This is a genomic window from Marinobacter goseongensis (genome assembly GCF_023156235.1).
In the GTDB taxonomy this organism is placed as follows: Bacteria; Pseudomonadota; Gammaproteobacteria; order Pseudomonadales; family Oleiphilaceae; genus Marinobacter; species Marinobacter goseongensis.
This window is the reverse complement of the sequence record NZ_JAKZAI010000012.1, coordinates 58056-81782: the sequence shown is the minus strand read 5'-3', so window position 1 is coordinate 81782 and position 23727 is coordinate 58056. Positions and strand designations below refer to the sequence as shown.

23 protein-coding genes are annotated in these 23727 nt (G+C 61.1%); 6 read left to right on the top strand and 17 right to left on the bottom strand.

All coding sequences use genetic code 11. From position 1 onward, the window contains the following. Positions 1-15 precede the first annotated feature (15 nt). Positions 16-684, bottom strand: coding sequence for a flavin prenyltransferase UbiX (locus MLC70_RS12425; RefSeq protein WP_248184170.1), 669 nt, complete (start codon positions 682-684; stop codon positions 16-18). Continuing rightward, positions 681-2078 (bottom strand): UDP-N-acetylmuramate:L-alanyl-gamma-D-glutamyl-meso-diaminopimelate ligase, encoded by a 1398-nt coding sequence (gene mpl, locus MLC70_RS12420; protein WP_248184166.1) that lies wholly within the window; start codon positions 2076-2078, stop codon positions 681-683. Before mpl ends, MLC70_RS12425 begins: the two co-directional genes overlap by 4 nt. A 166-nt stretch (positions 2079-2244) precedes the next feature. On the opposite strand from mpl, the gene MLC70_RS12415 reads away from it, so the two are divergent. Then, complete coding sequence (locus tag MLC70_RS12415) at positions 2245-3507, top strand: 6-phosphofructokinase (RefSeq protein ID WP_248184164.1); 1263 nt, start codon at positions 2245-2247, stop codon at positions 3505-3507. Positions 3508-3603: 96 nt separating this feature from the next. Here MLC70_RS12415 and MLC70_RS12410 read toward each other — a convergent pair whose 3' ends face one another. Beyond that, positions 3604-3861 carry a GrxA family glutaredoxin gene (locus MLC70_RS12410; RefSeq protein ID WP_248184162.1) on the bottom strand — a complete coding sequence of 86 codons (258 nt, stop codon included), beginning with the start codon at positions 3859-3861 and terminating at the stop codon, positions 3604-3606. 158 nt (positions 3862-4019) lie between these two features. Then, positions 4020-6146, bottom strand: coding sequence for a methyl-accepting chemotaxis protein (locus MLC70_RS12405; RefSeq protein WP_248184160.1), 2127 nt, complete (start codon positions 6144-6146; stop codon positions 4020-4022). A gap of 46 nt (positions 6147-6192) precedes the next feature. On the opposite strand from MLC70_RS12405, the gene MLC70_RS12400 reads away from it, so the two are divergent. Then, on the top strand, positions 6193-6639 hold the full coding sequence (locus MLC70_RS12400) for a YqaA family protein (RefSeq protein ID WP_248184159.1): 447 nt from the start codon (positions 6193-6195) through the stop codon (positions 6637-6639). Here the strand turns inward: MLC70_RS12400 and MLC70_RS12395 are convergent. After that, positions 6576-8030 carry an ABC1 kinase family protein gene (locus MLC70_RS12395; RefSeq protein ID WP_248184157.1) on the bottom strand — a complete coding sequence of 485 codons (1455 nt, stop codon included), beginning with the start codon at positions 8028-8030 and terminating at the stop codon, positions 6576-6578. The two genes, MLC70_RS12400 and MLC70_RS12395, sit on opposite strands and share 64 nt — an antisense overlap. 259 nt (positions 8031-8289) lie before the next feature. Here MLC70_RS12395 and MLC70_RS12390 point away from each other — a divergent pair, with 259 nt between their 5' ends. Then, the gene (locus tag MLC70_RS12390; RefSeq protein WP_248184155.1) at positions 8290-9378 is read left to right on the top strand and encodes a GGDEF domain-containing protein; all 1089 of its coding nucleotides are present in this window, start codon (positions 8290-8292) and stop codon (positions 9376-9378) included. A gap of 12 nt (positions 9379-9390) precedes the next feature. On the opposite strand, the gene lipB is transcribed toward MLC70_RS12390, so the two are convergent. The 11 genes from lipB to MLC70_RS12335 form a co-directional block, all read right to left on the bottom strand. Beyond that, on the bottom strand, positions 9391-10029 hold the full coding sequence (gene lipB / locus MLC70_RS12385) for a lipoyl(octanoyl) transferase LipB (RefSeq protein ID WP_248184154.1): 639 nt from the start codon (positions 10027-10029) through the stop codon (positions 9391-9393). 4 nt (positions 10030-10033) lie between these two features. Further along, positions 10034-10303 carry an HP0495 family protein gene (locus MLC70_RS12380; protein ID WP_248184153.1) on the bottom strand — a complete coding sequence of 90 codons (270 nt, stop codon included), beginning with the start codon at positions 10301-10303 and terminating at the stop codon, positions 10034-10036. Positions 10304-10336: 33 nt separating this feature from the next. Next, positions 10337-11500, bottom strand: coding sequence for a D-alanyl-D-alanine carboxypeptidase family protein (locus MLC70_RS12375; RefSeq protein WP_248184152.1), 1164 nt, complete (start codon positions 11498-11500; stop codon positions 10337-10339). Between the two features lie 38 nt (positions 11501-11538). Beyond that, a complete protein-coding gene (locus MLC70_RS12370; RefSeq protein WP_248184287.1) occupies positions 11539-12411 on the bottom strand; it encodes a septal ring lytic transglycosylase RlpA family protein in 873 nt (290 codons plus the stop codon). 27 nt (positions 12412-12438) lie between these two features. Further along, positions 12439-13479, bottom strand: a complete 1041-nt coding sequence (gene mltB, locus MLC70_RS12365) for a lytic murein transglycosylase B (RefSeq protein WP_248184150.1) — start codon at positions 13477-13479, stop codon at positions 12439-12441. A 126-nt stretch (positions 13480-13605) separates the two neighbouring features. Continuing rightward, positions 13606-14745 carry a rod shape-determining protein RodA gene (rodA, locus tag MLC70_RS12360; RefSeq protein ID WP_248184149.1) on the bottom strand — a complete coding sequence of 380 codons (1140 nt, stop codon included), beginning with the start codon at positions 14743-14745 and terminating at the stop codon, positions 13606-13608. Beyond that, positions 14745-16637 (bottom strand): penicillin-binding protein 2, encoded by a 1893-nt coding sequence (gene mrdA, locus MLC70_RS12355; protein WP_248184145.1) that lies wholly within the window; start codon positions 16635-16637, stop codon positions 14745-14747. Before mrdA ends, rodA begins: the two co-directional genes overlap by 1 nt. 8 nt (positions 16638-16645) lie before the next feature. Next, the gene (gene rlmH, locus MLC70_RS12350) at positions 16646-17116 is read right to left on the bottom strand and encodes a 23S rRNA (pseudouridine(1915)-N(3))-methyltransferase RlmH (protein WP_248184143.1); all 471 of its coding nucleotides are present in this window, start codon (positions 17114-17116) and stop codon (positions 16646-16648) included. 2 nt (positions 17117-17118) lie between these two features. Then, entirely contained in the window at positions 17119-17469 is a 351-nt protein-coding gene (gene rsfS / locus MLC70_RS12345) for a ribosome silencing factor (RefSeq protein ID WP_248184141.1), read from the bottom strand. 70 nt (positions 17470-17539) lie between these two features. Further along, positions 17540-18190, bottom strand: coding sequence for a nicotinate-nucleotide adenylyltransferase (nadD, locus tag MLC70_RS12340; protein WP_248184139.1), 651 nt, complete (start codon positions 18188-18190; stop codon positions 17540-17542). Positions 18191-18196: 6 nt separating this feature from the next. After that, positions 18197-19453, bottom strand: coding sequence for a glutamate-5-semialdehyde dehydrogenase (locus MLC70_RS12335; RefSeq protein WP_248184137.1), 1257 nt, complete (start codon positions 19451-19453; stop codon positions 18197-18199). A gap of 202 nt (positions 19454-19655) precedes the next feature. On the opposite strand from MLC70_RS12335, the gene MLC70_RS12330 reads away from it, so the two are divergent. Genes MLC70_RS12330 through MLC70_RS12320 form a run of 3 tightly spaced genes read left to right on the top strand, consistent with a single transcriptional unit; the run spans position 19656 to position 23115 of the window. Further along, complete coding sequence (locus tag MLC70_RS12330) at positions 19656-20675, top strand: GGDEF domain-containing protein (RefSeq protein WP_248184135.1); 1020 nt, start codon at positions 19656-19658, stop codon at positions 20673-20675. Continuing rightward, the gene (locus MLC70_RS12325) at positions 20672-21670 is read left to right on the top strand and encodes a GGDEF domain-containing protein (protein ID WP_248184133.1); all 999 of its coding nucleotides are present in this window, start codon (positions 20672-20674) and stop codon (positions 21668-21670) included. The genes MLC70_RS12330 and MLC70_RS12325 overlap by 4 nt, the downstream gene beginning before the upstream one ends. After that, positions 21667-23115, top strand: coding sequence for a bifunctional DedA family/phosphatase PAP2 family protein (locus MLC70_RS12320; protein WP_248184131.1), 1449 nt, complete (start codon positions 21667-21669; stop codon positions 23113-23115). The genes MLC70_RS12325 and MLC70_RS12320 overlap by 4 nt, the downstream gene beginning before the upstream one ends. Positions 23116-23142: 27 nt before the next feature. Here the strand turns inward: MLC70_RS12320 and MLC70_RS12315 are convergent, their stop codons facing one another. Then, a complete protein-coding gene (locus tag MLC70_RS12315) occupies positions 23143-23721 on the bottom strand; it encodes an LON peptidase substrate-binding domain-containing protein (protein WP_248184129.1) in 579 nt (192 codons plus the stop codon). Positions 23722-23727 lie beyond the last annotated feature (6 nt).

The following is a 23727-nucleotide window of genomic DNA, read 5'->3' as shown; positions in this document are numbered from 1 at the left end:
CATCGCTCCCGGCGCTTACTGACGCTGGTCATCGCGTTTGCCGTCAGCGCGTTCCTCGCCCCAACGCGGCATCAGATCCTGGGGCAGGTCCAGATGGTCGAGAATACGGGCCACGATGAAGTCCACCAGGTCGTTTACCGACTGCGGGTTATGATAGAAGCCTGGGCTGGCCGGCATGATCACGGCGCCCATGCGGGTCAGTTTCAGCATGTTATCGAGATGCACCTCGGAATACGGCGCTTCCCGCGGCACCAGAATCAGCTGCCGCCGCTCTTTCAGGGCGACATCGCCGGCCCGCTCGATCAGGTTGTTGCTGGCCCCGGTGGCCAGCGCCGACAAGGTGCCGGTGCTGCAGGGACAGACCACCAGCGGCGCTTTTTCCCCGGAGCCTGATGCCGGCGGGGCAAACCAATCTTCCCGCCCGAACACCAGCAACTGGCCCGGCGCGGCGCCGGTAAACCCTGCCAGTGTAGCCTGCATGGCCGGCGGCGAGCCCGGCAGTTTGAGGTCGGTTTCCGTCGCCATCACCACCTGCGCAGCGCGGCTGACCATCACATTCACGGTGCAGCCGGCTGCGACCAGGCACTGCAACAGACGCAGCCCATACTGGGCGCCGGAAGCGCCTGTGAAGGCCAGGTTGATGGTTCGTGGTGAGCTGCTTTGCTGCGCTGTTGTCTCTGTCATGCCGGATATTTACGCTCAAGTTCGGCAATCAGTTTCTGGTGGATGCCACCAAAACCGCCGTTGCTCATGATCACAATGTGGCAGGGACCGGAAATCTTTGCCAGCGTCTGCTCAATCAGCGCCTCCACCGTGTCCTCCACCTGGTGCTGAACCGTTTGTCCGGGGTCGGCCGACCAGGCATTCACCAGCGCCGGCAACCACGTCAGTTGATTCAGATTGGCCCAGATAACGTGGTCGGCAGCGGCAGCACTGGACAGCAGGGCCTGCTGATGCACCCCCTGCTGCATGGTGTTCGAGCGGGGCTCGATAAGCGCCAGCACCGGCTCGCCCCCCACCTTGTGGCGCAGCCCCTCCAGGGTGGTGGCAATGGCGGTGGGGTGATGGGCAAAATCGTCGTACACACTGACGCCGTTGATTTCCGCCAGCAACTCCATGCGGCGCTTGACCCCGGAGAAACGGCACAGAGCAGCCACCGCATGGTCCGGCGTCACTCCTACATGGCGCGCGGCAGCGATAGCGGCCAGCGCGTTGCGGACGTTGTGCAGCCCGGTCTGGGACCAGGTCACCGTTGCTACCGGCTGCTCATGGTGCACCACCATGAAGCGGCTGCCATCCTCCGCCAGCAATTCCGCGCGCCAGTCGGTGGTGTGCGCCACCTCGCTGCCGATGGCGGTGCTTTGCACCCCGCTCCAACACCCCATTGCCAGAGCGCGATCCAGGTGCACATCGCGGGCGGGGCGAACAATCAGACCGCTGGACGGCACGGTGCGCACCAGATGATGAAATTGCCGTTCGATCGCTTCAACATCGTCGAAAATATCCGCGTGATCGAATTCGAGGTTGTTCATGATCAGCGTATGGGGACGGTAGTGCACGAACTTCGAGCGCTTGTCGAAAAACGCGCTGTCGTATTCGTCCGCTTCGATCACGAAGAAGTCACTGGAACCAAGGCGGGCCGACACCGGAAAATCCTGCGGCACGCCACCCACCAGATACCCGGCGTCAAAACCGGCCTGATCCAGAATCCACAGCAGCATGGAGGTGGTGGTGGTTTTGCCATGGGTGCCGGCAACCGCAAGAACCCAGCGGTGGCGCAGCACTTCCCGCGCCAGCCACTCCGGCCCGGACATGTAGTCGATGTTGCGATTGAGCACCGCTTCCACTTCCGGATTGCCACGGGACATGGCGTTGCCAATCAGTACCAGGTCCGGCTTCGGCTCAAGATTCTCAGCGCGATACCCGTCCATCAGGCCAATGCCCTGGGCTTCCAGTTGGGTACTCATGGGCGGGTACACCCCCTGGTCCGAGCCGGTCACCGTGTAGCCCAGCTCCCGGGCCAAGACCGCCAGGCTGCCCATGAATGTGCCGCAAATCCCCAGGATATGAATGTGCATGACCGGTCTGACCCCTTACTTGGTCCAAAATAGAACGTGCCAAGCCTCCCGTATAGATCACGAGCCGTCAAGCGCTTCGTTATCCGCAATCCTGCTCATGAAAAAAACCGGCAATTGGCGTATCATCGGCGGCATTTACTGAACCAGCAGGAGGCACCAGCCCGAGATGGCCACCAAGAACGCTTTTTATGCTCAATCCGGCGGTGTGACCGCAGTCATTAACGCCAGCGCCTGCGGGGTCATCCAGACCGCGCGTAAATACCCGGATCGCATTGGCAAGGTGTATGCCGGCCGCAACGGGATTCTCGGCGCACTCAAGGAAGAGCTGATTGACACCAGCCTGGAAAGCGACGAGGCCATTCAGGCGCTGATACACACCCCCGGGGGCGCTTTCGGCTCCTGCCGGCACAAACTCAAGAACATTTCCGAAAACCGGCGCGAGTATGAACGCCTGATCGAGGTATTCCGCGCACACGATATCGGCTACTTCTTCTACAACGGCGGTGGCGACTCCCAGGACACCGCCTACAAAGTGTCCCAGCTGGCCGACAAAATGGGGTATCCGATCACCTGCATCGGCGTACCCAAGACCGTTGACAACGATCTGCCCTTCACCGACTGCTGCCCCGGTTTCGGCTCCGTTGCCAAATACATCGCCACTTCCACGCTCGAAGCCAGCCTGGACATCAAATCCATGTGTGAGACCTCGACCAAGGTGTTCATCCTTGAGGTGATGGGCCGTCACGCCGGCTGGATCGCCGCAGCCGGCGGACTGGCCGGCCAGGGCGAAGGCCAGCCGCCGCACATCATTCTGTTCCCGGAAATTCCGTTTGACCGCGAGGCGTTCCTGGCGCGCGTGGAATTCTGTGTGAAGGAATACGGCTACTGCGTCATTGTTGCCTCGGAAGGCGCCCAGTACGAAGACGGTCGCTTCCTGGCGGATGCCGGCGCCAAGGATGCCTTTGGTCATACCCAACTGGGCGGTGTGGCACCGGCGCTGGCCAACATGGTCAAGCAGGCCCTGGGCCACAAATACCACTGGGCAGTGGCGGATTACCTGCAACGCAGTGCCCGCCACATTGCCTCGGCCACCGACGTGGAGCAGGCCTATGCGGTGGGCAAGGCCGCGGTCGAAATGGCCATGGAGGGCAAGCAGGCCCTGATGCCAACCATCGTTCGCGAACAGTCAAAGCCGTATCGCTGGCACATCGGCGAGGCGCCCCTGAGCGAGGTGGCCAACCAGGAGAAGAAAATGCCGATCCACTACATCACCGATGACGGCTTTGGCATCACTCAGGATTGCCGGGATTACCTTGAGCCACTGATCTACGGCGAGAGCTTCCCGCCGTTTGACAACGGTCTGCCGCGGGTGGCAAAACTGCAGAATACCCTGATCGAAAAGAAGCTGAAGACAGGTTTCGAGCTCTGATCTCCGGTTGGGGTGCCCGGTAACAGCGACACAACCGGAGCGAAAGAAAAAAGGCGCTTGTGATTACCTCACAAGCGCCTTTTTTTCAGCAAACGATCACCCGTTCGCGTTCGCCGTTTCCTGTTCGCGTAAGTAGCGGATGAACTCGTCTGACCCTCCGATGTAGCGCTGCCCGACCAGAATCTGCGGCACAGTGTGAACCGGACGACCAATCCGATCAGCAATGTCTTCCTTGCTCAGCCTCTCCGCCACCATGTCTACCCAGGTGAAAGGAATACCTCTGGACTCACACAACTGTTTGGCACGCACACAGAAACCGCAAGATGTACGGCCGTAAATAGTCACATGCTCCATAACCTACTCCTCATTTGGCAACGTTCCGGCGGGGGCCCTCGCCACGCACTCAACAAGCTCCAATGATGACACGCCGTCATGGGATCGCAAAATTGACGCAATGAATCGCCGCCATAGCGGTGCACCATCCCCGCATCGGCCTGCGCTCAGACCCGCCGTCAGGTTTTCAGTCGGCCCAGCTCGGAATCCAGCACATCCACCTGCTGATCCAGCGCATCGCCGCTGCTGCGGACACGCTGGGCCAGTTCGCGCAGGTCGTTGGCGGCATCCCCGATGTGCGTCAGGTTACGGTTGATCTCTTCGCTGACCGAACTTTGCTCCTCGGCGGCAGTAGCAACCTGGGTGACGTGCTCGACAATGGTGCCAATCCGTTCCACAACTGCCGCCAGGGAGTGGTCGGCTTCGCGGGTGCCCTCCACCGCCAGGGTGGCACGATCCACTCCCGAACGAATGACCGACACCGCGCCGTCCACATCGCTCTGTAAAGCTTCGATCATGGTGCTGATTTCATCCGTGGATTCGCGGGTGCGTGACGCCAGCGTGCGCACCTCGTCCGCCACCACCGCAAAACCGCGCCCCTGCTCTCCGGCACGGGCAGCTTCAATGGCGGCATTCAGGGCCAGCAGATTGGTTTGCTCGGCAATACCCCGGATCACGTCGAGTATCCGGTTGATATCCTCGCTGCGCCCGGCCACCTGAGTAATCGCGGTGCTTGCCTCGCCCATGTCGCCGGACAGCGCACTGACACCATTGACGGCGGTGGTCAGGGTGTCCTGGGTGAAACGCACGCCGTCCTGGGCCTGGCGGGCGTTATCCGCGGCATCACCGGCAAAACCGGCGACTTCTCCGGCCGCTGCCGACATCTCATTCATCGCGGCAACCACACCCTCAATGTCCTGATGCTGGCGTTCAGTCTGGGCATCGGTCTCCCGTGCGATGCCACCCACATCGGAGGCCTGTTGTCGAACCTGGCCATTCACGCTCTTGAGATCGTTGATCATGTCCCGCAGCCGCGCCAGGAAAGCATTGAAGCCACCGGCCAGTTCGATCAGCTCGGCATGGGTATCAATACTCAGCTCACGGGTCAGGTCGCCCTCGGCGCTCGCGAGGCTTTTCATGCGATCACGGATCTCATTCAATGGACGGGTGACCGAGCGCACCAGCAGCACCAGTACCAGGATCGACAGCACAGAGACCACCATACCCACCAGCGTCTGACGCCCGGCGGTAGCATCCACTTCCTCGGACAACAGACGGGTAATCTGCGCTACCTCGGCCAGCGCGGTATCTCGCGGTAACTGGATCAACAGCGACCATTGCGTGCCCGGCAAGGCAATGTCCACCGGGTAGGACACCGCCAGTGTCTCGCCGTCATCGTAGGTACCCTCACCCCGGTGCAATCGGGTAAAGTCTTCGGCAAGCTTGGGCAGCGCTTCCTGGAGCGGGCGCCCGAGATAGTCCTTGTAGTGGCTGGAGGCGGCAATGAGGCCTTTGTTGCTGAGCAGTGTCACCCGGGATTCACCGCCATACAGCTGTTGGCTGACCTCGCCGATGGTGCGTTGCAGCGTTGACAGATTGATGTCGACACCGACAACCCCCGCAAACCGCCCGCCATCCATGATGGGTACCACCAGGCTGGTCATCAGTTCGGAGTAGCCCTCTTCAATCTCGTAGTCGTAGGGTTCCATAATGCACGGCTTCTTACTGTCCCTGGAGCACAAATACCACTCCGCCTCACGGATGCCGAATTCGTTGCGGGTGTCCAGGTACTTGGTGGCGGGGTCCTCGGTTCTGCTGAACACCACCTCACCCTCCGGCGAACGGTAATAATAGATTTCCAGGGTTCCCTCGTCGCTGCTGTGTTCTTCCACACCGCCGGTGAAATAGCGATCCTGGCCGTCGTAGCCATCCGGCTCGAACTGGGCATACACCGAGCTCAGACTTTTCTGCTCCTCCAGAACCGCGCCGATGGTTTCCTGCAGGTCGATGCGGCTGATGCGCCCGGAGCTGTCCGCCTGGATGTTGCGAATAATGACGTTGCGCACCACCTCCGGTGTCCGGTAGGCGGTTGCAAACAGCCCGCTGACCAGTTCTCCGTATTGCCCGGCGGTTGCGCTCAGACGCTCCATCACAATACCCTGCACGGTATCCCGGGTTTCGGTGGTGATCCTGTGCTCCATGTCGCTGAGCGACAACTGGGCGGTAACCACAATACTGATCCCCATCACGAGGAGCAGCGAGATCACCAGGGCGTAGAGTTTCAGGCGTAACGAAAGCTTTTTCATGGTGCGGGAACCTGTACGGTAACGATGTTTAAAACGAGGTAACAACGTGGCATACCTGACCCTGTTTCTGACCGCATTCGCGGCCGCCACGCTGCTCCCGGCGTACTCAGAAGTACTGCTGGGCACGCTGGTAACGCAGGGTTATTCCCTGTGGTGGCTGTGGGTATGGGCAACCGCAGGCAACACGCTGGGCTCCGTTGTTAACGGGGTTATCGGCCGGCAAGTGGATCGCTTTAAGAACAAACGCTGGTTTCCGGTATCGGAGCGTCATTTGGAGAGAGCCCGGGAGCGGTTCAATCGCTACGGGCAATGGTCATTATTGCTGGGCTGGCTGCCCTTAGGAGGCGACGCGCTGACGCTGGTAGGCGGCATCATGCGCGTGCCCTGGCTCAATTTCGTGGTGCTGGTTGCCATTGGCAAAGGCCTGCGTTACGCCTTCGTGTTGTGGCTGGTCATGGAAGCTGCTGGCGTTCCCTCCGAATCGGTACCCTGACCGTATAGATAGGCCCTCAGCAGATCTTCACCGTTGAATTCAGCGTTGAGCACCGCGATAAACGTATAGACCCCGATCAGCTTGCGATTGAGGAACACAAACTCCTTCGGTGGTACCCGAAAATACCGACTGATGGCGGAGCGCGCGGCCTGGCGCGCCACCCTGGACGGCAGATCACTCTGTTTCCAGCGGTACTGCCCCTGTTCGTTCACCGCCTGCTCGGGCCACTGGCTCCGGTCCCGGGACAGAGGTTCCAGTACCGACATGCAGACCGAACCGAACTTCTCGAGCACATCCTCGGGCCAGTCACGGCTCATAAATCGCAGCGTCACACCGCCTTCAATCACCGCTGGCAGGTCGCCCTCGTAGGAGGCGCGGATCATCTGAATTACCGGATCGAGAAACGACCGTGAGTAGGACTGCACAGCGCCAAAGTCCAGCAGCACGATCTGATCATAACCCGGATCTGCGCCCTGCTCACCGGCAATGCGGATACGGTAATTGCCGAAATTGGGGTCGGTCTGGATTTCTCCCCAGACAAACAGTTCACGGAAAAACAACTCCAGCGCCGCCTCTCCCAGCGTGGTTCGCCGCTCCAGCGGCAGTTCCCGTACCGCCACCGAGCTTACCGAGTGGCCATGCTCGTAGGTGGAGGCAATGACGTGGGTGGTGGAAAACTCTTCAAGAACCCGAGGCACAACGAACCGCGGGTCCGCGGTCAGCATCTTGCGGAACTTTTCTGTGGTTCGGGCCTCGAGGCGGTAGTCGACCTCCCGGTGCATCATTTCCCGCACTTCTTCCAGCCAGTCATTGAACTCCGGACCGAAGGACACCAGCCGCGCTATTTTCAACAATTGCGCCACCGCGTTGAGGTCGCTGTCCACCGCGTCGGCAACGCCGGGGTACTGCACCTTCAACACCAGTTCGAGGCCATCGCTCTTGCGCCGTGCTCTGTGCACCTGGCCCAGCGAGGCGGCACCAATGGGCTCGGGATCCACCTCCAGTTGTGCCAGCCGCTCGGGGCCCAGTTCATCCTTGAGCACCCGCTCGATCGCCCCCCACTCCAGAGACGTGGTCTGATCCTCGAGGGTATGCAGGGCTTCGGTCACTTCCTCCGGCAGGAAATGCTCACCGTAAAGGGCCATGACCTGCCCGATCTTGACCACACTGCCCTTGAGCTTACCCAGCTCATCCACCAGAAACTCCGCCTGGCTGGACAGCATGGCACGATGGCGCTGATCGCGGGTCTCGCGACTGCTGAACCAGTTGGTTGCCATGTGGGATGCCATTCGCGTGCCCGCGAACAATCCGGCCCTGGTCAGCGTCAGGCGCCGCTCGAAGCTTCCGGTTTTGATTCGTGAAACCGACGTTCCCCGTTTCTTGGATACCATCAAATACCTGCGCGGTTCAGAAATTTCAGCCCCGGGGCCACTCACCACCATTATACGGACAGGAACGACAACGAGCCTCACTGGCGTGCCGCACGCCGCACGCCCTTACGGCCAATGCCTCGCATCTTGTCACCGTATATCGGTGAAATCCTTGCAACTCTTTACGTTTCTAAACAATCAGCCGCATAATTTCCGACTAGTATGGAGATGCGGCTTTTGCCATGGCCCAACAATAACACCAGAACAACAAGACCTGAAAATGACACTAGAACCCATAAAACGCGCAGACAGCGAGTTATCCCAGTATCGGGTACAGGGGGAAATTCCCGTGCCCACCCTGATCGGCTGGCTGACCCTGGCCGCCGTGCCCTTACTGATCTTTTTCGCCTACCGCTCCTCGCTGCGCGGAGATCCGCTGACGCCGGCGCTACTGCTGGCGTTTGCCGGGCTGCTCGCCGCCAACGGCCTCGTGTATCTGGGCATCCGTCACAGCATGCTCCAGCGCCGGGGATTTATTACCATCATCTCCGCCCTGTTCACTTATCTGGCGGTTCAGGCGGTCGAAGACGGCTCCGCCATCATCTGGCTGTTTGCCTATCCGCCCATCATTTTCTACATCAGCCAGGCGAGAGTGGGCGTTATCGCCTGCAGTGGCGGGCTGGCGGCAGTCGCGTTGCTATTCAGTCCGCTGGGGGACCTGGTCTTCGACTCGCCCTACAGCACCAGTTTCCGGCTGACCATGCTGGCGGTGCTGGCGTTCGAGATGTCCACCTGTTACGTGCTCGACCAGAGTCGACGACGCAGCAAGCTCAGCCTGCTGAAGCTGGCCAAGGAATTCGAATACGCGGCCAAACATGATGCACTGACCGGCCTGGCCAACCGGCGGGAAATCATGACCCAGCTGGATGGCGAATATCAGCGCTACCTGCGGAATTCGCGGGTGTTTTCGGTGCTGCTGATGGACATCGACCTGTTCAAGAGTGTTAACGACAACTACGGCCACCATGTGGGTGACGAAATGATCGTACTGGTGGCAACAACATTGCGCGAACAGTGCCGAAAAGTCGATACACTGGCACGCTGGGGGGGAGAGGAATACCTGGTCTTGCTGCCGGAAACCGGAATCGCGGATGCGGTGCATACCGCCAACCGCATCCGCGAGGCCGTTGGCAGCAAATCGGTACAGGCCGACAATCGGGCCATCGCCGCCACCATCAGCGTTGGCGTGGCCACCATCAGCGGTTCCGAATCGGTGGACCGCCTGTTGCAACGGGCCGATGAAGCGCTCTACCGGGCCAAGACCCAGGGCCGTAATACCGTCTGCGATTCAGGCAGCGCCGCGGCCTGAAGCCCCGCCCGGCTACCAGCCGCGGCGGCGCTCCACCTGATCGTGCCCTAGCCCGACCACCAGTTCGTCTGCCAGTTTGGCGGCAAAGTCCGCGACGGTGGCGCCGGGCACAAAATCCCGTACCTGACACATGGGCATGCCGGCAAACCCACAGGGATTGATACGGCGAAAAGGCTCCATATCCATGGCCACATTCAGCGCCAGGCCATGAAAGGAACAACCGCGACGAACCCGCAACCCCAACGATGCGATCTTGGCCCCATCGACATAGACACCCGGCGCATCGGGCCGTGGCGCCGCCTGAATACCCACCTCCGCCAATACCCGCACGATAGCCTGCTCAATCTCGTCCACCAGGGTCCGCACCGCGAACCGCAGCCGCGGCAGATTGATCAGCAGATAGATCACCAGTTGGCCCGGCCCGTGATAGGTCACCTGACCGCCCCGATCCACCTGAATCACCGGAATGTCGCCCGGCGCCAGGATGTGTTCGGCCTTGCCGGCCTGGCCCTGGGTATAGACCCGCGGATGTTCCAGGCACCAGATTTCGTCCGCCGTCGCCTCGTCGCGCTCGGCGGTGAAGGCCTTCATGGCATCCCAGGTTTCCAGGTACGGCTGCTCACCCAGGGAGCGAACAATCAGTTGTGGCATCGGATCACAGCACCATATGGACTCGGCCACTGGCTTTCAGCTCTTCGAACAACGCTTTGAGCTGCTCCTCGCCGGTGGCAACGATCCTCAATTGCACCGAGGAGAACCTCCCTCCACTGCTGCTGTTCACCGAGACGTCCGCCTCGGTGATGCCCGGCGCGTGCTGCTCCACCACGTCGACGACAAAGTCCGTGAAGTCCGGCGCGGCATTGCCGATGACCTTGATAACGTAGTCGCAGGGAAACTCGATTTTTGGTGCTTTCGGCTCACTCATGCCGGCGGACTCCTGAAGCCTCTCAGGCCTTGATTAGAACAACTGGATAAAGAACAGCTTGATGGCATCCCACAGACGCTTGAACAAGCCGCCCTCGGGCACGTCTGTCAGGGCCAGCACCGGTTGGTCCACAATCACCTCATCCCCCAGTCTGACCTGTACGCGACCCAGCTCATCACCCACTTTGATAGGGGCCTTGATGACCGAATCCAGATCCACGGTCGATTCCAGGGAATTACGGGAGCCACGGGGAATGGTGACGTTGACATTCTGGGTCACGCCAACCGACAACTGGTCATCACGACCACCCCAGATGCGGGCCTCGATCAGCTCCTGACCGGCGCTGAACAGGGTTTCACTCTGGTAGTAGCGGAACCCGTAGTTGAGCATCTTCTGGACTTCCTGCGCTCGCGCGCCGGTGCTGTTGGTGCCCATGACCACGGCAATCAGGCGGGTATCGTTGCGCTCGGCGGACGCCACCAGGCAATAGCCCGCTTCTTCAGTGTGGCCGGTTTTCAGACCGTCAACGCTGTCGTCACGCCACAACAGGCTGTTGCGGTTGGGCTGGCGGATGTTGTTGTAGGTGAAATGCTTCACGGCGTACAACGGGTAGTTTTCCGGGTAATCGTTGATGATCGCCTTGGCCAGCAACGCCAGGTCGTGTGCCGTGGAAAAATGATCCTGAGAAGGCAGACCGGTGGCGTTTTCAAAACGGGTATCCCGCATACCCAGCAACTGGGCCTGCTGGTTCATGATGTCGACAAAAGCGCCCTCACTGCCGGCCACGAACTCGGCCAGCGCAACCGAGGCGTCGTTGCCGGACTGAATGATCACACCTTTGAGCAGATCCTCCACCGACACTTCCGTGCCTTCCTGCACAAACGTCCGCGAGCCCTCAGTGCGCCAGGCGTTTACGCTGATGGGCACCATGTCGGGCATGGAAATACGGCCCTCATCCAGCTCCCGCTCGACGATGTATGCAGTCATCATTTTGGTCAGGCTCGCCGGAGGCAGACGCTCGTTACTGTTCTCATCCATCAGGATCTTGCCGCTCAGCGGGTCCATGAGGATATAGGAGCTGGCGGCCACCTGGGGCGGAGACGGGATCAACACCGATTGGGCGTTCGCCTGCCCGAAAGGCATCAACACCAGAAGCAGGGCTACAATGAGTACGCGGAAAACAGAATTTATCGCCATGGGTCCATTCATTCGTCGTTAAGGGTGTAATTGCTTTTTTAGTGGGAATCGGTCAGCAGTATGGTCTGGCCGAACCCCCGGTTTTCAAGCCTCATCTGGGCTTTTCGTGCGTCATCCGGATTGCTGAACGGGCCAACCTGAACGCGGTGGAACCGTCCGGATGCCGTGTCCACCTCACGGACCCGCATGGGGTCCGGAGTGGCATCGCGGGCTTTGATCAACAGGCTTTGCGCCGGGCTGCGGCTGCTGAAAGAGCCAAGCTGAACGAACATCGCCGAGCGACTGCCGTCGGGCGCCGGCTGTTCTGCCACCCGCTCGACCGGAACCGGGTCACCGCCCCCCGGGAACGGCTGACCGGCGAGTGTCATGGTACCGTCTTTCGCCACCGTAATGGCAGCGACTTCCACCCGGGCAGTGCCTTTGCTCTGATAGCCCAGCTTCTTTGCAGCGGCGTAGGACAGGTCGATCAACCGGTCACCGTGGAAGGGACCACGATCGTTCACCCGAACCACCACCGAGCGGCCGTTGTCCAGATTGGTCACCCGTGCGTAGCTGGGAATCCGCAGGCTCTTGTGGGCAGCCGTCATGGTATACATGTCAAATACCTCGCCATTGGACGTCTTGTGGCCATGGAATTTTTCCCCGTACCAGCTGGCAATGCCCCGCTGGACATAGCCATCGTTACTGGCAATAACCGAGTACTGTTTACCCCAGACGGTATAGGAGGATTTGTTGCCGGCCGATCGCGGCGCCTCGTATCTGGGTTTCGCATCCACCAGCCCAGAGGCGTCGAAATTTCCGTCCGGCGCCCGATCCTGACTCAGGGTGTATCTTGAAGAATGGTCTGTCTCCGGCGCGGAAGACGATGCGCATCCGGACAGAATCAGCGCTGACGCAGCCAACCACATCATCACTACTGGACACTTGATTACCACCGGTCAGGATTCCTTTGTTTTGCTGGTTTTGTCATCATCCGCGGCCAGTCCCCGGGCAAGCTCGGAGGCCAGTTCGAACACGGCCATTGCGTACAGGTGACTGTGATTGTAGCGGGTTATGACATAAAAGTTGTGGTACGTCAGCCAGAGCTCCTCACCACCCGGCCCATCCAGCAGCATGGCCCGGGCCGTGGCTTCATCCGCCACCGCCACTTCTGGCTCCAGCCCCGCGCTCCGATAGTCACTGACCGTCAGACGGGGCTTCAGTTCCCGGGTCAAAAGGGGTGAGTCGGCCGCAAGCCTGGCATCGACAGGTTCGGCAACCGGTTCACCCTTGCGCCAATGGTGTGCACCGAAGTAATTGGCCACGCTACCGATAGCATCCACCGGATTGGTCAGCAGATCGACGATGCCGTCGTCGTCAAAATCAATGGCGTAATGGCGATAGCTACTGGAGATAAACTGACCATAGCCCATAGCGCCGGCATAAGAGCCTTTCACCTCCAGCGGATCGAAACGCTGCTCCCGCGTCATCAACAGGTATTGCACCAGCTCACTGCGAAAGAAACGGCTTCGGGGCGGGTAATCGAAGGCGAGGGTCGCCAGCGCGTCCAGCACCCGGTAGTTGCCCAGATAGTTTCCATACCAGGTTTCCACGCCAATGATGGCTGCGATGATGGTGGCCGGAACGCCAAATTCCGCCTCTGCCCGGGCAAAGGCGTCTTCATGCTCGCGCAGAAACGCCAGGCCCTGCTCGATACGTGCCGGTTTGATAAAAATCTTTCGATATTGGGCCCAGCTCAGGGTGCGTTCCGCCGGACGACTGATCGATTCCAGAATTTTGTCAACGCGTTCGGCCTCGGCCAACAACGACGCCACCCGATCCCCATCGAAGCCGTACTTCGTGACCATCTCATCGATCAACGCCCGACCGTCAGGCGTGGCCTCATAACCGGTGGCCTGCGCCTGGGGCGCAACCATCAGCATGACGGCAATCATCCACAGGAGCGGACGACGAAAACCCGGAGTTGAAACAGCTGTCATGACTTTCCCGTGAAGTAATGGCGGATCGTTAAGGCCTTTCCAGCGGGCCTTGCACGCCTGCCGGTTCGCCGCCGGGGCTACATTACCACGGAGCCCGGGAGGGGAACCATTACCCACCGTCCATGGTCAGGCGCTGATCATGCGCCGGTGCGTGTGAATCGACATCAACACGCCAAAGGCCGCCATCAGCGTGACTCCGGACGTGCCCCCGTAGCTGATCAGAGGCAGCGGCACCCCCACCACCGGGAGCAATCCGCTCACCATACCCACATTCACGAAAATGTAGATGAAAAACGTCATGGTCAGGGCGCCGGCAAGCAAGCGACTGAAGGAATCCTGAGCGGTGGCGGAGATGTACAGGCAACGCAGGATGATCAGGAGATACAGGGTCAACAGCGCCAGAATACCGACAAAGCCGAATTCCTCGGCCAACACGGCGACAATAAAATCGGTGTGACTTTCAGGCAGGAATTCCAGGTGAGACTGGGTGCCCTGCAACCAGCCCTTGCCATCCACCCCACCAGACCCTATGGCGGTTTTGGACTGAATGATGTTCCAGCCGGCGCCCAGTGGATCGCTTTGCGGATCCAGCAGCGTCAACACCCGCTGTTTCTGGTAATCGCGCATCACAAAGAACCACATCAGCGGCGCAGCGACCGAGACCATGGCCACGAACGCCCCGATCAGCCGCCAGCTCATGCCGCCAAAGAACACCACGAACAGACCCGCGGCGCCGACCAGCAATGACGTGCCCAGATCCGGCTGCATGACAATCATGGCCATGGGCACCAGAACGATAGCCAGCGCCACGGCAACGCGCGACAATCGCGGAGGCAGGAAATGACGGGAGAGGTACCAGGCGGTCATCATGGGCACTACCAGCTTCATCAGCTCTGAGGGCTGGAAGCGCGGCAGCCCCGGAATCGCCAGCCAGCGTTGCGCCCCCTTGGCACCCACACCGACCAACAACACCGCGACCAGCGCGGCAACGCCGGCCAGGTAGAGCCAGGGCGCCCAGCGCCGGAATACCGCCGGATCCAGCTGGGCGAACACTGTCATCACCACCAGCGCCACCGCCATACGGATACCCTGGGCCTTCACCACTTCGATGTTGCGGTCGGCACCGCTGTAGAGAACGACCAGGCCACCACCAATCAGCAACAGCAGAAGGCCCAGCAGAATCGGGTCAATGTGAAAGGCCGACCACAGGCTTCGCGGCCGCGATAACGGGTGATGTGCCGGTTGTCCCAGTGCTTTGCCCAGCATCAGCGTGCGCCCTCCGTCGCGGCACCGGTCACCGGGGCCTTACTTTCATCAGGAAAGCCCAGCAACCAGGCATCAAACAATGCCCGCCCCACCGGCGCGGCCGTGCCGCTGCCACTGCCACCATTTTCAACAATGATGGCAACGGCGATCTGTGGGTCATCAATAGGCGCAAATCCGACGAACAGCGCATGGTCGCGCAGGCGTTCACGCACTTCTTCTTCCTCGTATTCCTCGTCTTCTGCCAGGCTGAAGACCTGCGCCGTGCCGGTTTTCCCGGCCATCCGGTAAGGCGCGCCGCGGGCTGCACCGCGAGCGGTGCCCTTGGTGCCATGCATGACTTCAGCCATGGAGTCGACAACGAACTCCCAGTCATCGGGGTTTTTCAGAATCAGCGGATCGTGATCGGGTGGTGGCAGAAACTCGTCTGCCGAGCGATCCCCCTTGATGTCCCTGAGCAATCGGGGTTCAACCCAGCGCCCACGATTGGCAATCAGCGCGGTCGCGGTGGCCAGCTGTAACGGCGTGGCCAGCATGAAGCCCTGACCAATCCCCATGTTGACGGAATCACCCGGGTACCAGGGTTCGTTGCGCACCGCCCGTTTCCAGTCCCGCGACGGCAGCAGCCCGCTGAGGGCGCCGGAGACATCCAGTGTGGCGTCTTCCCCGAAGCCGAACTGGGCGAGGTACTCGTACATGGTGTCTACGCCCATTTCCACCGCGATCTCGTAGAAGTAGATGTCGCAGGACTCGGCCACGGCATCGGTCAGATCGACCCAGCCATGACCACTGCGTTTCCAGTCCCGATAACGACGCCCGCCGGATTGCAGCTGAAAGTAGCCGGGATCCCAGATGGTCCGGTCACGGGTGGTGGCGCCGCTGTCCAGCGCGGCCACCGCCAGCATGGGCTTGAGCGTCGACCCCGGCGGGTACTGGCCACGGAGGGCACGGTTGAACAGGGGCTTGTCGAGGTCTTCGCTGAGGGCCCGGTAATTATCGACACTGATGCCGGTCACGAACTGGTTGGCGTCGAATCCAGGCACGCTGGCGAGAGCCAGCAGACCGCCGGTGTCCGGCTCCACCGCCACAATGGCGCCACGGCGACCGTCGAGCAACTCGTGGGCCAGGCGCTGGAGCCGCAAATCCAGGTGCAGCTGAATGTCCTCCCCCGGGACCGGATTCTGGCGCTCCAACACTCTCAGGGTGCGGCCACGGGCATTGGTCTCCACGTGCTGATAACCCACCTGCCCGTGCAGAAGCGCCTCGTAAAAGCGTTCAATACCGGATTTGCCGATGTAGTTGGTACCGGCGTAATTGACGGGGTCGATCCGCTGCAGCTCGTCACGATTGATTCGCCCGACGAAGCCCAGCGCGTGGGCGGTCAGCTCGCTGTGGGGGTAATAGCGCACCAGTTCAGCCGACACTTCCACCCCCGGCAGCTCGTGGCGATGCACCGCCAGACTGGCGATTTCCTGTTCGTTGAGGTCGTATCTCAGTGGCAGAGGCTGGAACGGTCTTCGGGGCTCCCGCAACCGGCGCTGGAAGCGTTCCATGTCCTCCTCGGAAATCGAGAGAATAGAGGAAAGCTTGCCCAGGGTGTTTTCCATGCCGTCAACCCGCTCCGGTACCAGGGTAACACCGAATACCGGGCGGTTCTCCGCCAGCAGCTCTTCATTGCGGTCATAGACCAGGCCACGGGGCGGCGCCACGGATTGCACCTGGACCCGGTTCTTGTCGGAGAGCGTGGTGTAGATATCGTGCTCGACAATCTGCAACTGGTACATGCGGGCGACAAGAATGGCGAGCATGAACAGAACGAAGCCCAGCATGACGGTGGTGCGTCGCTGAAACAGCCGGCGTTCCGCGGCAACGTCTTTGAATTCTCCCCAGGGCATGACGCGTCCTAAGCCCGATGGTACGGATGGTTACGGGTGATTGACCAGGCCCGATACAACTGCTCGGCCAACAGAATTCTCACCAGCGGATGGGGCAATGTCAGGGCTGACAACGACCAGAGCTGATCGGCACGCTGTCGGCAGGGGTCTGCAAGACCGTCCGGCCCGCCGACCAGGAAGCTGACATCGCGGCCGTCCTGCTGCCAGTTTTCCAGCTGGCTGGCGAGCTTTTCCGTCGACCAGGGGCGGCCTCCCACCTCCAGAGCGACGACACGATCCCGGGGCCCGGTGGCCGCCAGAATCGAATCGCTCTCTTTTTGCATCAGCCGGGGAATGTCAGGATTCTTGCCGCGATGAGCCATGGGGATCTCTACCAGTTCCAGCGGCAGCTCCGGCGGCATTCGGCGGGCGTAATCGTTATAACCCTGGCTGACCCAGTCGGGCATCTTCTGCCCTACACAGATCAGTCGCAACCGCATGCTTATTCGCTACCTGCAACACCCAGATCCGGCGCATCGCGCCAGAGGCGCTCGAGATCGTAGAACTCACGGGTGGCCGGCATCATGACGTGAACCACCACGTCACCCAGGTCCACCAGAATCCAGTCGCTGACGTTACTGCCTTCGACATTGCCAGCACGGACGCCCTGCTCTTTCGCTTCGGAGACAACAGACTCCGCCAGTGATTTCACATGGCGATTGGACGTTCCCGAGGCGAGAACCATGTAGTCGGTCACGCTGGTACGATTTCGAACGTCAATCACACTCACATCCTGTGCTTTAACATCCTCGAGTGCACTTATCACCAGATCTTTCAGTTGCTCAGCCTGCATAATCACCCTGTCGGACGGGTGGCGGCGTCGGCGGCCACCCGAAAAGTCATATTCAAATGCGATTGTAGCACTAAAAGTTCCCGTCAGGGCATGCACCGTAAAGCCCGAGCCGGCAAATTTCCCGCCATACGGGGTCGGGCAAAAGGTAGCGCGGCGATCGCCCGCTACCGATACGCTCACGGATACCGGTAGCCGAGATATCGAGAAGTGGCGGGTCCAGCTCCAGAAAGTAGCCGTGGGGCGCTTCATGAAGGGCTTCCGCCCCGCCCACGCGACGCTCGCGAAGCAGCTTTGCCGGCGCTCCCCGCGGGTCGGGCAGCGGCCCCGGGCGCCGCACCACCACCACGTGGGCAAGCTGCGGAATCTGCTCCCATTCCCGCCAGCGATCAAACCCGGCGAACGCATCGGTACCGACCACCATCACCAGCGGCTCCTGGTCACCCAACTGACTGCGTAGCTGGCGCAGGGTGTCGGCAGTGTAGGAGGCGCCCTCCCGCTGCAGCTCCCGGTCATCCACCAGCAGCCCTGGCTCGCCCTCGACAGCCATGGCCAGCAGGCGCAGGCGCAGGCCACTGCCGGCACCGGGATCCTCGCGATGGGGGGGCATATGACAAGGCACCAGGGAAATCTCACCCACGCCCAGCCGCTCTTTCAGTTCAATGGCAAGACGCAGGTGGCCGTTGTGGATCGGATCGAAAGTGCCGCCATAGATAACATGCATGGGCAATCAGGTCCGGATGTGGCCGTCGCCGAACACCACATACTTCTGCGACGTCAACCCTTCGAGGCCGACGGGGCCCCGGGCATGAATCTTGTCCGTGGATATGCCGATCTCCGCACCCAGCCCATACTCGAAACCATCCGCGAAACGGGTCGAGGCGTTCACCATCACCGAACTGGAATCCACTTCAGTGATGAACCGGCGGGCGCGGGTGTAGTTTTCGGTAATGATGCTGTCTGTGTGCTGGGAACTGTAACGGTTGATGTGGGCAATCGCCCCGTCGAGGCCGTCCACCACCCTGACCGCGAGGATCGGTGCGAGGTATTCCGCTTCCCAGTCGGCCTCCGTTGCTGCATGGGCCGACGACACCAGGGCACAGGTGCGCTCACAGCCCCGCAGTTCTACACTTTTTTCCACAAAGGCGCCCGCCAACAGAGGCAGCATGTCGTCCGCAACTTCGGCGTCCACCAGCAGGGTTTCCATGGTGTTGCAGGTGCCGTAGCGATGGGTCTTGGCATTCACTGCCACATTTAACGCTTTCTCCGGATCGGCGTGACTGTCGATGTACACATGGCAAACGCCGTCCAGATGCTTGATCACCGGCACCCGCGCGTCCCGACTGATGCGCTCGATAAGGCCCTTGCCACCCCGGGGCACGATCACGTCTACGTACTCGGGCATGGTGATCAGCTCACCCACGGCGGCCCGGTCAGTGGTATTGATGACCTGCACCGCGGTTTCCGGCAGCCCGGCGGCCGCCAGCCCGGACGCCACGCAGGCAGCAATGGCCTGATTGGAGTGGATCGATTCCGACCCGCCCCGAAGAATGGTGGCATTGCCGGATTTCAGGCACAGACTTGCGGCCTCCACCGTCACATTGGGTCTCGATTCGTAAATAATGCCGATCACGCCCAGTGGCACCCGCATTTTGCCCACCTGGATGCCGGAGGGCCGATAGGTCATATCGGTAATCGCGCCGATCGGATCGGGCAGCGACGCCACTTGCCGCAGCCCCTCGATCATCCCGTCAATGCGCTCGGCGGTGAGCTCCAGACGATCCAGCATGGCCGCGTCAAGACCGTTGTCACGGCCCTGGGCCAGATCACGGGCATTGGCCGCAGTCAGCTCGCTGCGGGCCGCGTCCAGCGCTTCGGCCGTCGCCAGCAGGGCCTGATTGCGCATGGCCGTGGTTGAGCGGGCCACGGCGGTTGCTGCTGTACGTGCCTGTTGCCCGACGCCAGCCATGTAAGCTGCAATATCCATTCGATTACCTTTCGTTTTGGTGGCCAGAATTGCAATTCAGGGACTAACTTTACCTTTCCCGTTTCAAGTACGCATCCCAAACGATTATTATACCGCTGCTAACGGGCCTGCTGGCCATTCAAAGAGCACCGAAGGATGCAGGCTATTCCATGCGACCTGCGGTATGCTGACACAAACGGATGTCCGGGAGAGGATGGATACTATGGCCCAGATGGCCGAAAAATTCCTGTTGAGCCGCCTGTCGAGAGTCGGGTTCGTCGCTCTGGCCATCGTTGCCGCACTGGCCGCCTTCTCCGGAGACTCCCTCACCGCGCTCACCGCTGTGGCGGCAGCGGCACTGGTGTTTACCGGCAGTACCTTCCATCCCCGCCGGGCCGAAGCGCCCTGGCCTGCCGTCAACCGTCTGATTCTTTGCGGCTTCCTTGCCTTGCTGCTCAGCAGCCTGTGGGCCGGACCCTGGAGCCTGGTGCACTGGCTCTATCTGGCGCCGCTGGTGGCGTTTGCCCTGCTCCCGCTGAGCTGGGCGGCACTGGTCACCGTGGTCTGCGCATTTTTTGCGATGATCGCTACCCACTGGTCCGCCGGCCTGCCGGAGCGCCACCAGATGATCAGCGCCTTCTTGCTGACGATCATGCTGTCTGCCCTGCTTGTGTTTCTGCGGGAGTACAAATCACGCCAGCTGGCCCCCCTGCGCCGCACCGACGAACTGACACAGGCCGCCAGCCGCGAGTACCTGTCGGCCGACCTGCACAAGGAAATTCAGCGTAGCGAGCGGGAGGGTACAGACATGTCGCTGATCATGATTGGCCTCGACACCCATCTGAGCGACAGCGACCCCGATGCTGACATCCGTTCCATTCTCCCCCGGATCGGACGCTACCTGCACTCCCAGTTGCGGGACTTCGACACCTACTACCGGGTCGCTGACCTGCAATTCCTGATCATTCTGCCCGGCATTTCCACCGCAGAGGCCGCCGTGCGCGCCGATACCATCCGCAAGGGCCTGCGAGCGCTGCTGGCCTCCCATGGACTGGAACTCACCGTCAGCGCCGGCATCTCCGGACTCAACATCGGTGACGACGCCAACAGCATGCAGCAATCGGCCGCCAATGCATTGCGGCGGGCTCAACTGCAGGGGGGCAACCGGGCGCAGTCCTACAGCACCCGGTCACACACTGCGCCTACCCCCACTGAGCCCGAAACCGGAGGGCCTGCCGCATGACCGAAACTCGCCTGCGCACATACACCCACCTGGCCGGTTACTGCCTGGCCAGTCTGTTCATTGCCAGCCTGGCGTTCCAGAACCTGCGCTACGGCTTCTACGGGCTGTTCTACCTGGCAGCGGGCATGGCGATACTGACGGTGGCCGGTGCCGGCTACACCATTCTGTGCCGCCGCCACCAATTGTCAGCCCCCGGTCATCTGATCATTCTGACCGCGCTCAACAGCGGCCTGGTGACCGCCACCTTCGCGATGAGTGCCCCGGGCATCAGCCACTGGAGCATGCCGCTGATCCTGCTGAATCTGTTGATCCTGCCTCTGCGCCAGGCCGTCATCCTGTCAATCGCGCTGCTGCTTGCCCTCGGCACCTTTCTGCTGTTCAGCCAGCCACTGCAAACTGCCGCAACAGTACTGGCCGGTGGCCTGGCACTGATTACCATCGGCGCCCTCTACGTCTGGCACTACGATCACATGGCCCAGTCTGCGGAGGATCTCGCCATCACCGATCCGGTCACCGGCGCCCACAATGCCCGTTTTCTGGACGAAACCCTGCAAAAGGAGATCAGTCGGGCCATCGCAACCGGGCACTGCCTGTCGGTCATCACGCTGGCCATTGATTACGCAGACGAGGTGGAGGATCTGCACGGCAAGACCGGGATGCAGACACTGTTCCGCAATGTCACCCAGCATCTGTTCGGAGTAATCCGTGCCGGCGATACCCTGTACACCCTCAATAACTCCGAATTTTTCCTGATCCTGCCGTTCACGCCCGAGGAAGGCGTGCGAGTCATTGCAGAGCGCATACGTCGGACCATTGCAGAGCAGAACTGGGCGGGCGTCGGTAAAGCAACCATCAGCCTCGGCTGCACCACCCGCGGCTCCGGAGACACCCGCACCGACACCTTGCGTAAGCGCACGCACCAGGCCATGGAAGAGGCCCGCAAGCGCGGGGCGGACTCGGTGTGGTTCCTGCCGGGAGACGCCGCCGGGTCATGAGCAGTGACTGGCTGACCAGCCTATCCGCCTGGCTGTCCATCAACCCGGATTGGTTGTCCGTGGCGATGTTTGCCACCGCCTTTGCCGAGTCCCTCGCCATCGCTGGCATCCTGATACCCGGGGTAGCCATCATTTTTGCGATTACCGTCCTGGCCGGTCAGATCGGCATGCCGCTGGTGGATCTGCTGCTGTGGGCCGCCCTCGGCGCCATTCTCGGGGACAGCATCAGCTTCGCTCTGGGCAGACTCTGCCAGGGCAGACTGGACCGGATCTGGCCGTTGAGCCGATACCCGAAGATGATTGCCAAGGGCGAGCATTTCTTTTACCGGTACGGCGGCGTCAGTGTGGTGATCGGACGGTTTGTCGGGCCGGTCCGCCCTGTCATCCCCCTGATTGCCGGCGCCCTGCTGATGCCCTGGCGTCGGTTCCTACTGTTTAACCTGACCTCCGCCGTGGGCTGGGCACCCGCCTATGTGTTACCGGGGTATCTGGTGGGCAGCGCGCTAACAGCGGATCTTCGTCCGCCCGTCCATTTCTATCCGGTGATCGGCGTGAGTCTGGGCGCCCTGCTGCTAATCTATCTGACCGTTTTCCGCTTCCAACTGGGGCTCGGCCACGACAGTCGCCTCTATCAATGGCTCGCCGGGAAAATGGCCGGGTACGAGGCCCCCCATCGGTTCTGGCGCCTTTACTCCAGCGAGCGACCGGCCCAGGCCGGCGAATTCCCGCTGTCATCACTGTCTCTGGCGGTAAGCTGCACCGCTCTGTTTCTGATCTGCAGTCAGCTCACCACCGGCACCCACCTGCTGACCCCCTTTGACCAGGCGGTGGCGGAATGGTTCTCCTCTCTGCGATTACCGCTGTTCGATCCGGCCATGATTTTCCTGACGGTTATGGCCGATGGTCCGGTGCTGATCGCAGCCGCTGCGTTTCTGTGCCTGGGACTGACATTTCGGGGTTTCTACGGCGCGGCCGTGCACATCGGTGCCGCGGCGGTGATTACGTTTGCGGTGGTCTGGGCGCTCAAATCCGCCACCGCCATTCCGCGACCGGAGCAGGTGCTGGCACCTCCGGTCTCCGCCGCTTTCCCCAGTGGCCACACCGCCGGCATCACCGTATTGAGCACCCTGATCGCCAACTTTATTGCCCGGGAGAATCGCCACTACCAGCGCTGGCGCATTTACCTGCTGTTCAGCGTCCCCGTTGTACTGGTCGCCCTCAGCCGTCTGTATCTCGGGGTGCATTGGTTCACAGATGTCGTGGGCGGGCTGTTGCTGGGGCTGGCGATTACCGGCTACATTCGCGCCAGCTACAGCCGCTACGACCAGGTGCCGCTGGCGCCGGATGCGTCGCTGGTAGCAACCACGTTGGCCTGGGGAGGCTTTGCTGCGATATACACCTGGCACCGCTGGCCGGAGGCGGTGCAGTTCTACGCTCCGCTCTGAGCCGATTGCGGGAGCGCGGTGCCGTTATCAGTCCTGCTCGAGGGCTTCCAGCAGGGTTTGCAGACGGCTCAGCCGCTCCAGCGGATCCTGAAGCTCGACCAGGCGCTGTTTTTCCTGCTTGTCCAGGGGCAACAGCTCAGTCAGCCGCCACCCCACATCGCGGGCGTCCTCGTAATCCACTGCCATATCCAGATCCCGGATCACCGGGTGACGGAACAGCGCCCGAAGAACCGAAGGCAGCTCGGTATACCGCTCAGGCACTTTGCAATCGGCCTCATCCATCAGGCACTCCACGTCACCCAGGTTCAGGCCATCCTCTTCCTGCCAGCTCCTGACCACGGACACCTTGCCCTGCCCTTCAACGGTGATACCCAACAAGCCGTTATCCAGTTGCTGGAAATCAATGATGCGAACGTAGGTGCCAATATCGTAGAACGCGGCTTCTTTCCTGGTTTCTACCCCTTCGCGGAGCAGCACCACCACAAAGCCGCGATCCTCCTTCAGGCAGCGCGTCAGCATATCGATGTAGCGAGGCTCGAAGAGCTGAAGGGGAATACGCCCCCGCGGCAGCACGATCGAGTTCAGCGGAAAAAGAGGTACGTTCATCTGGGC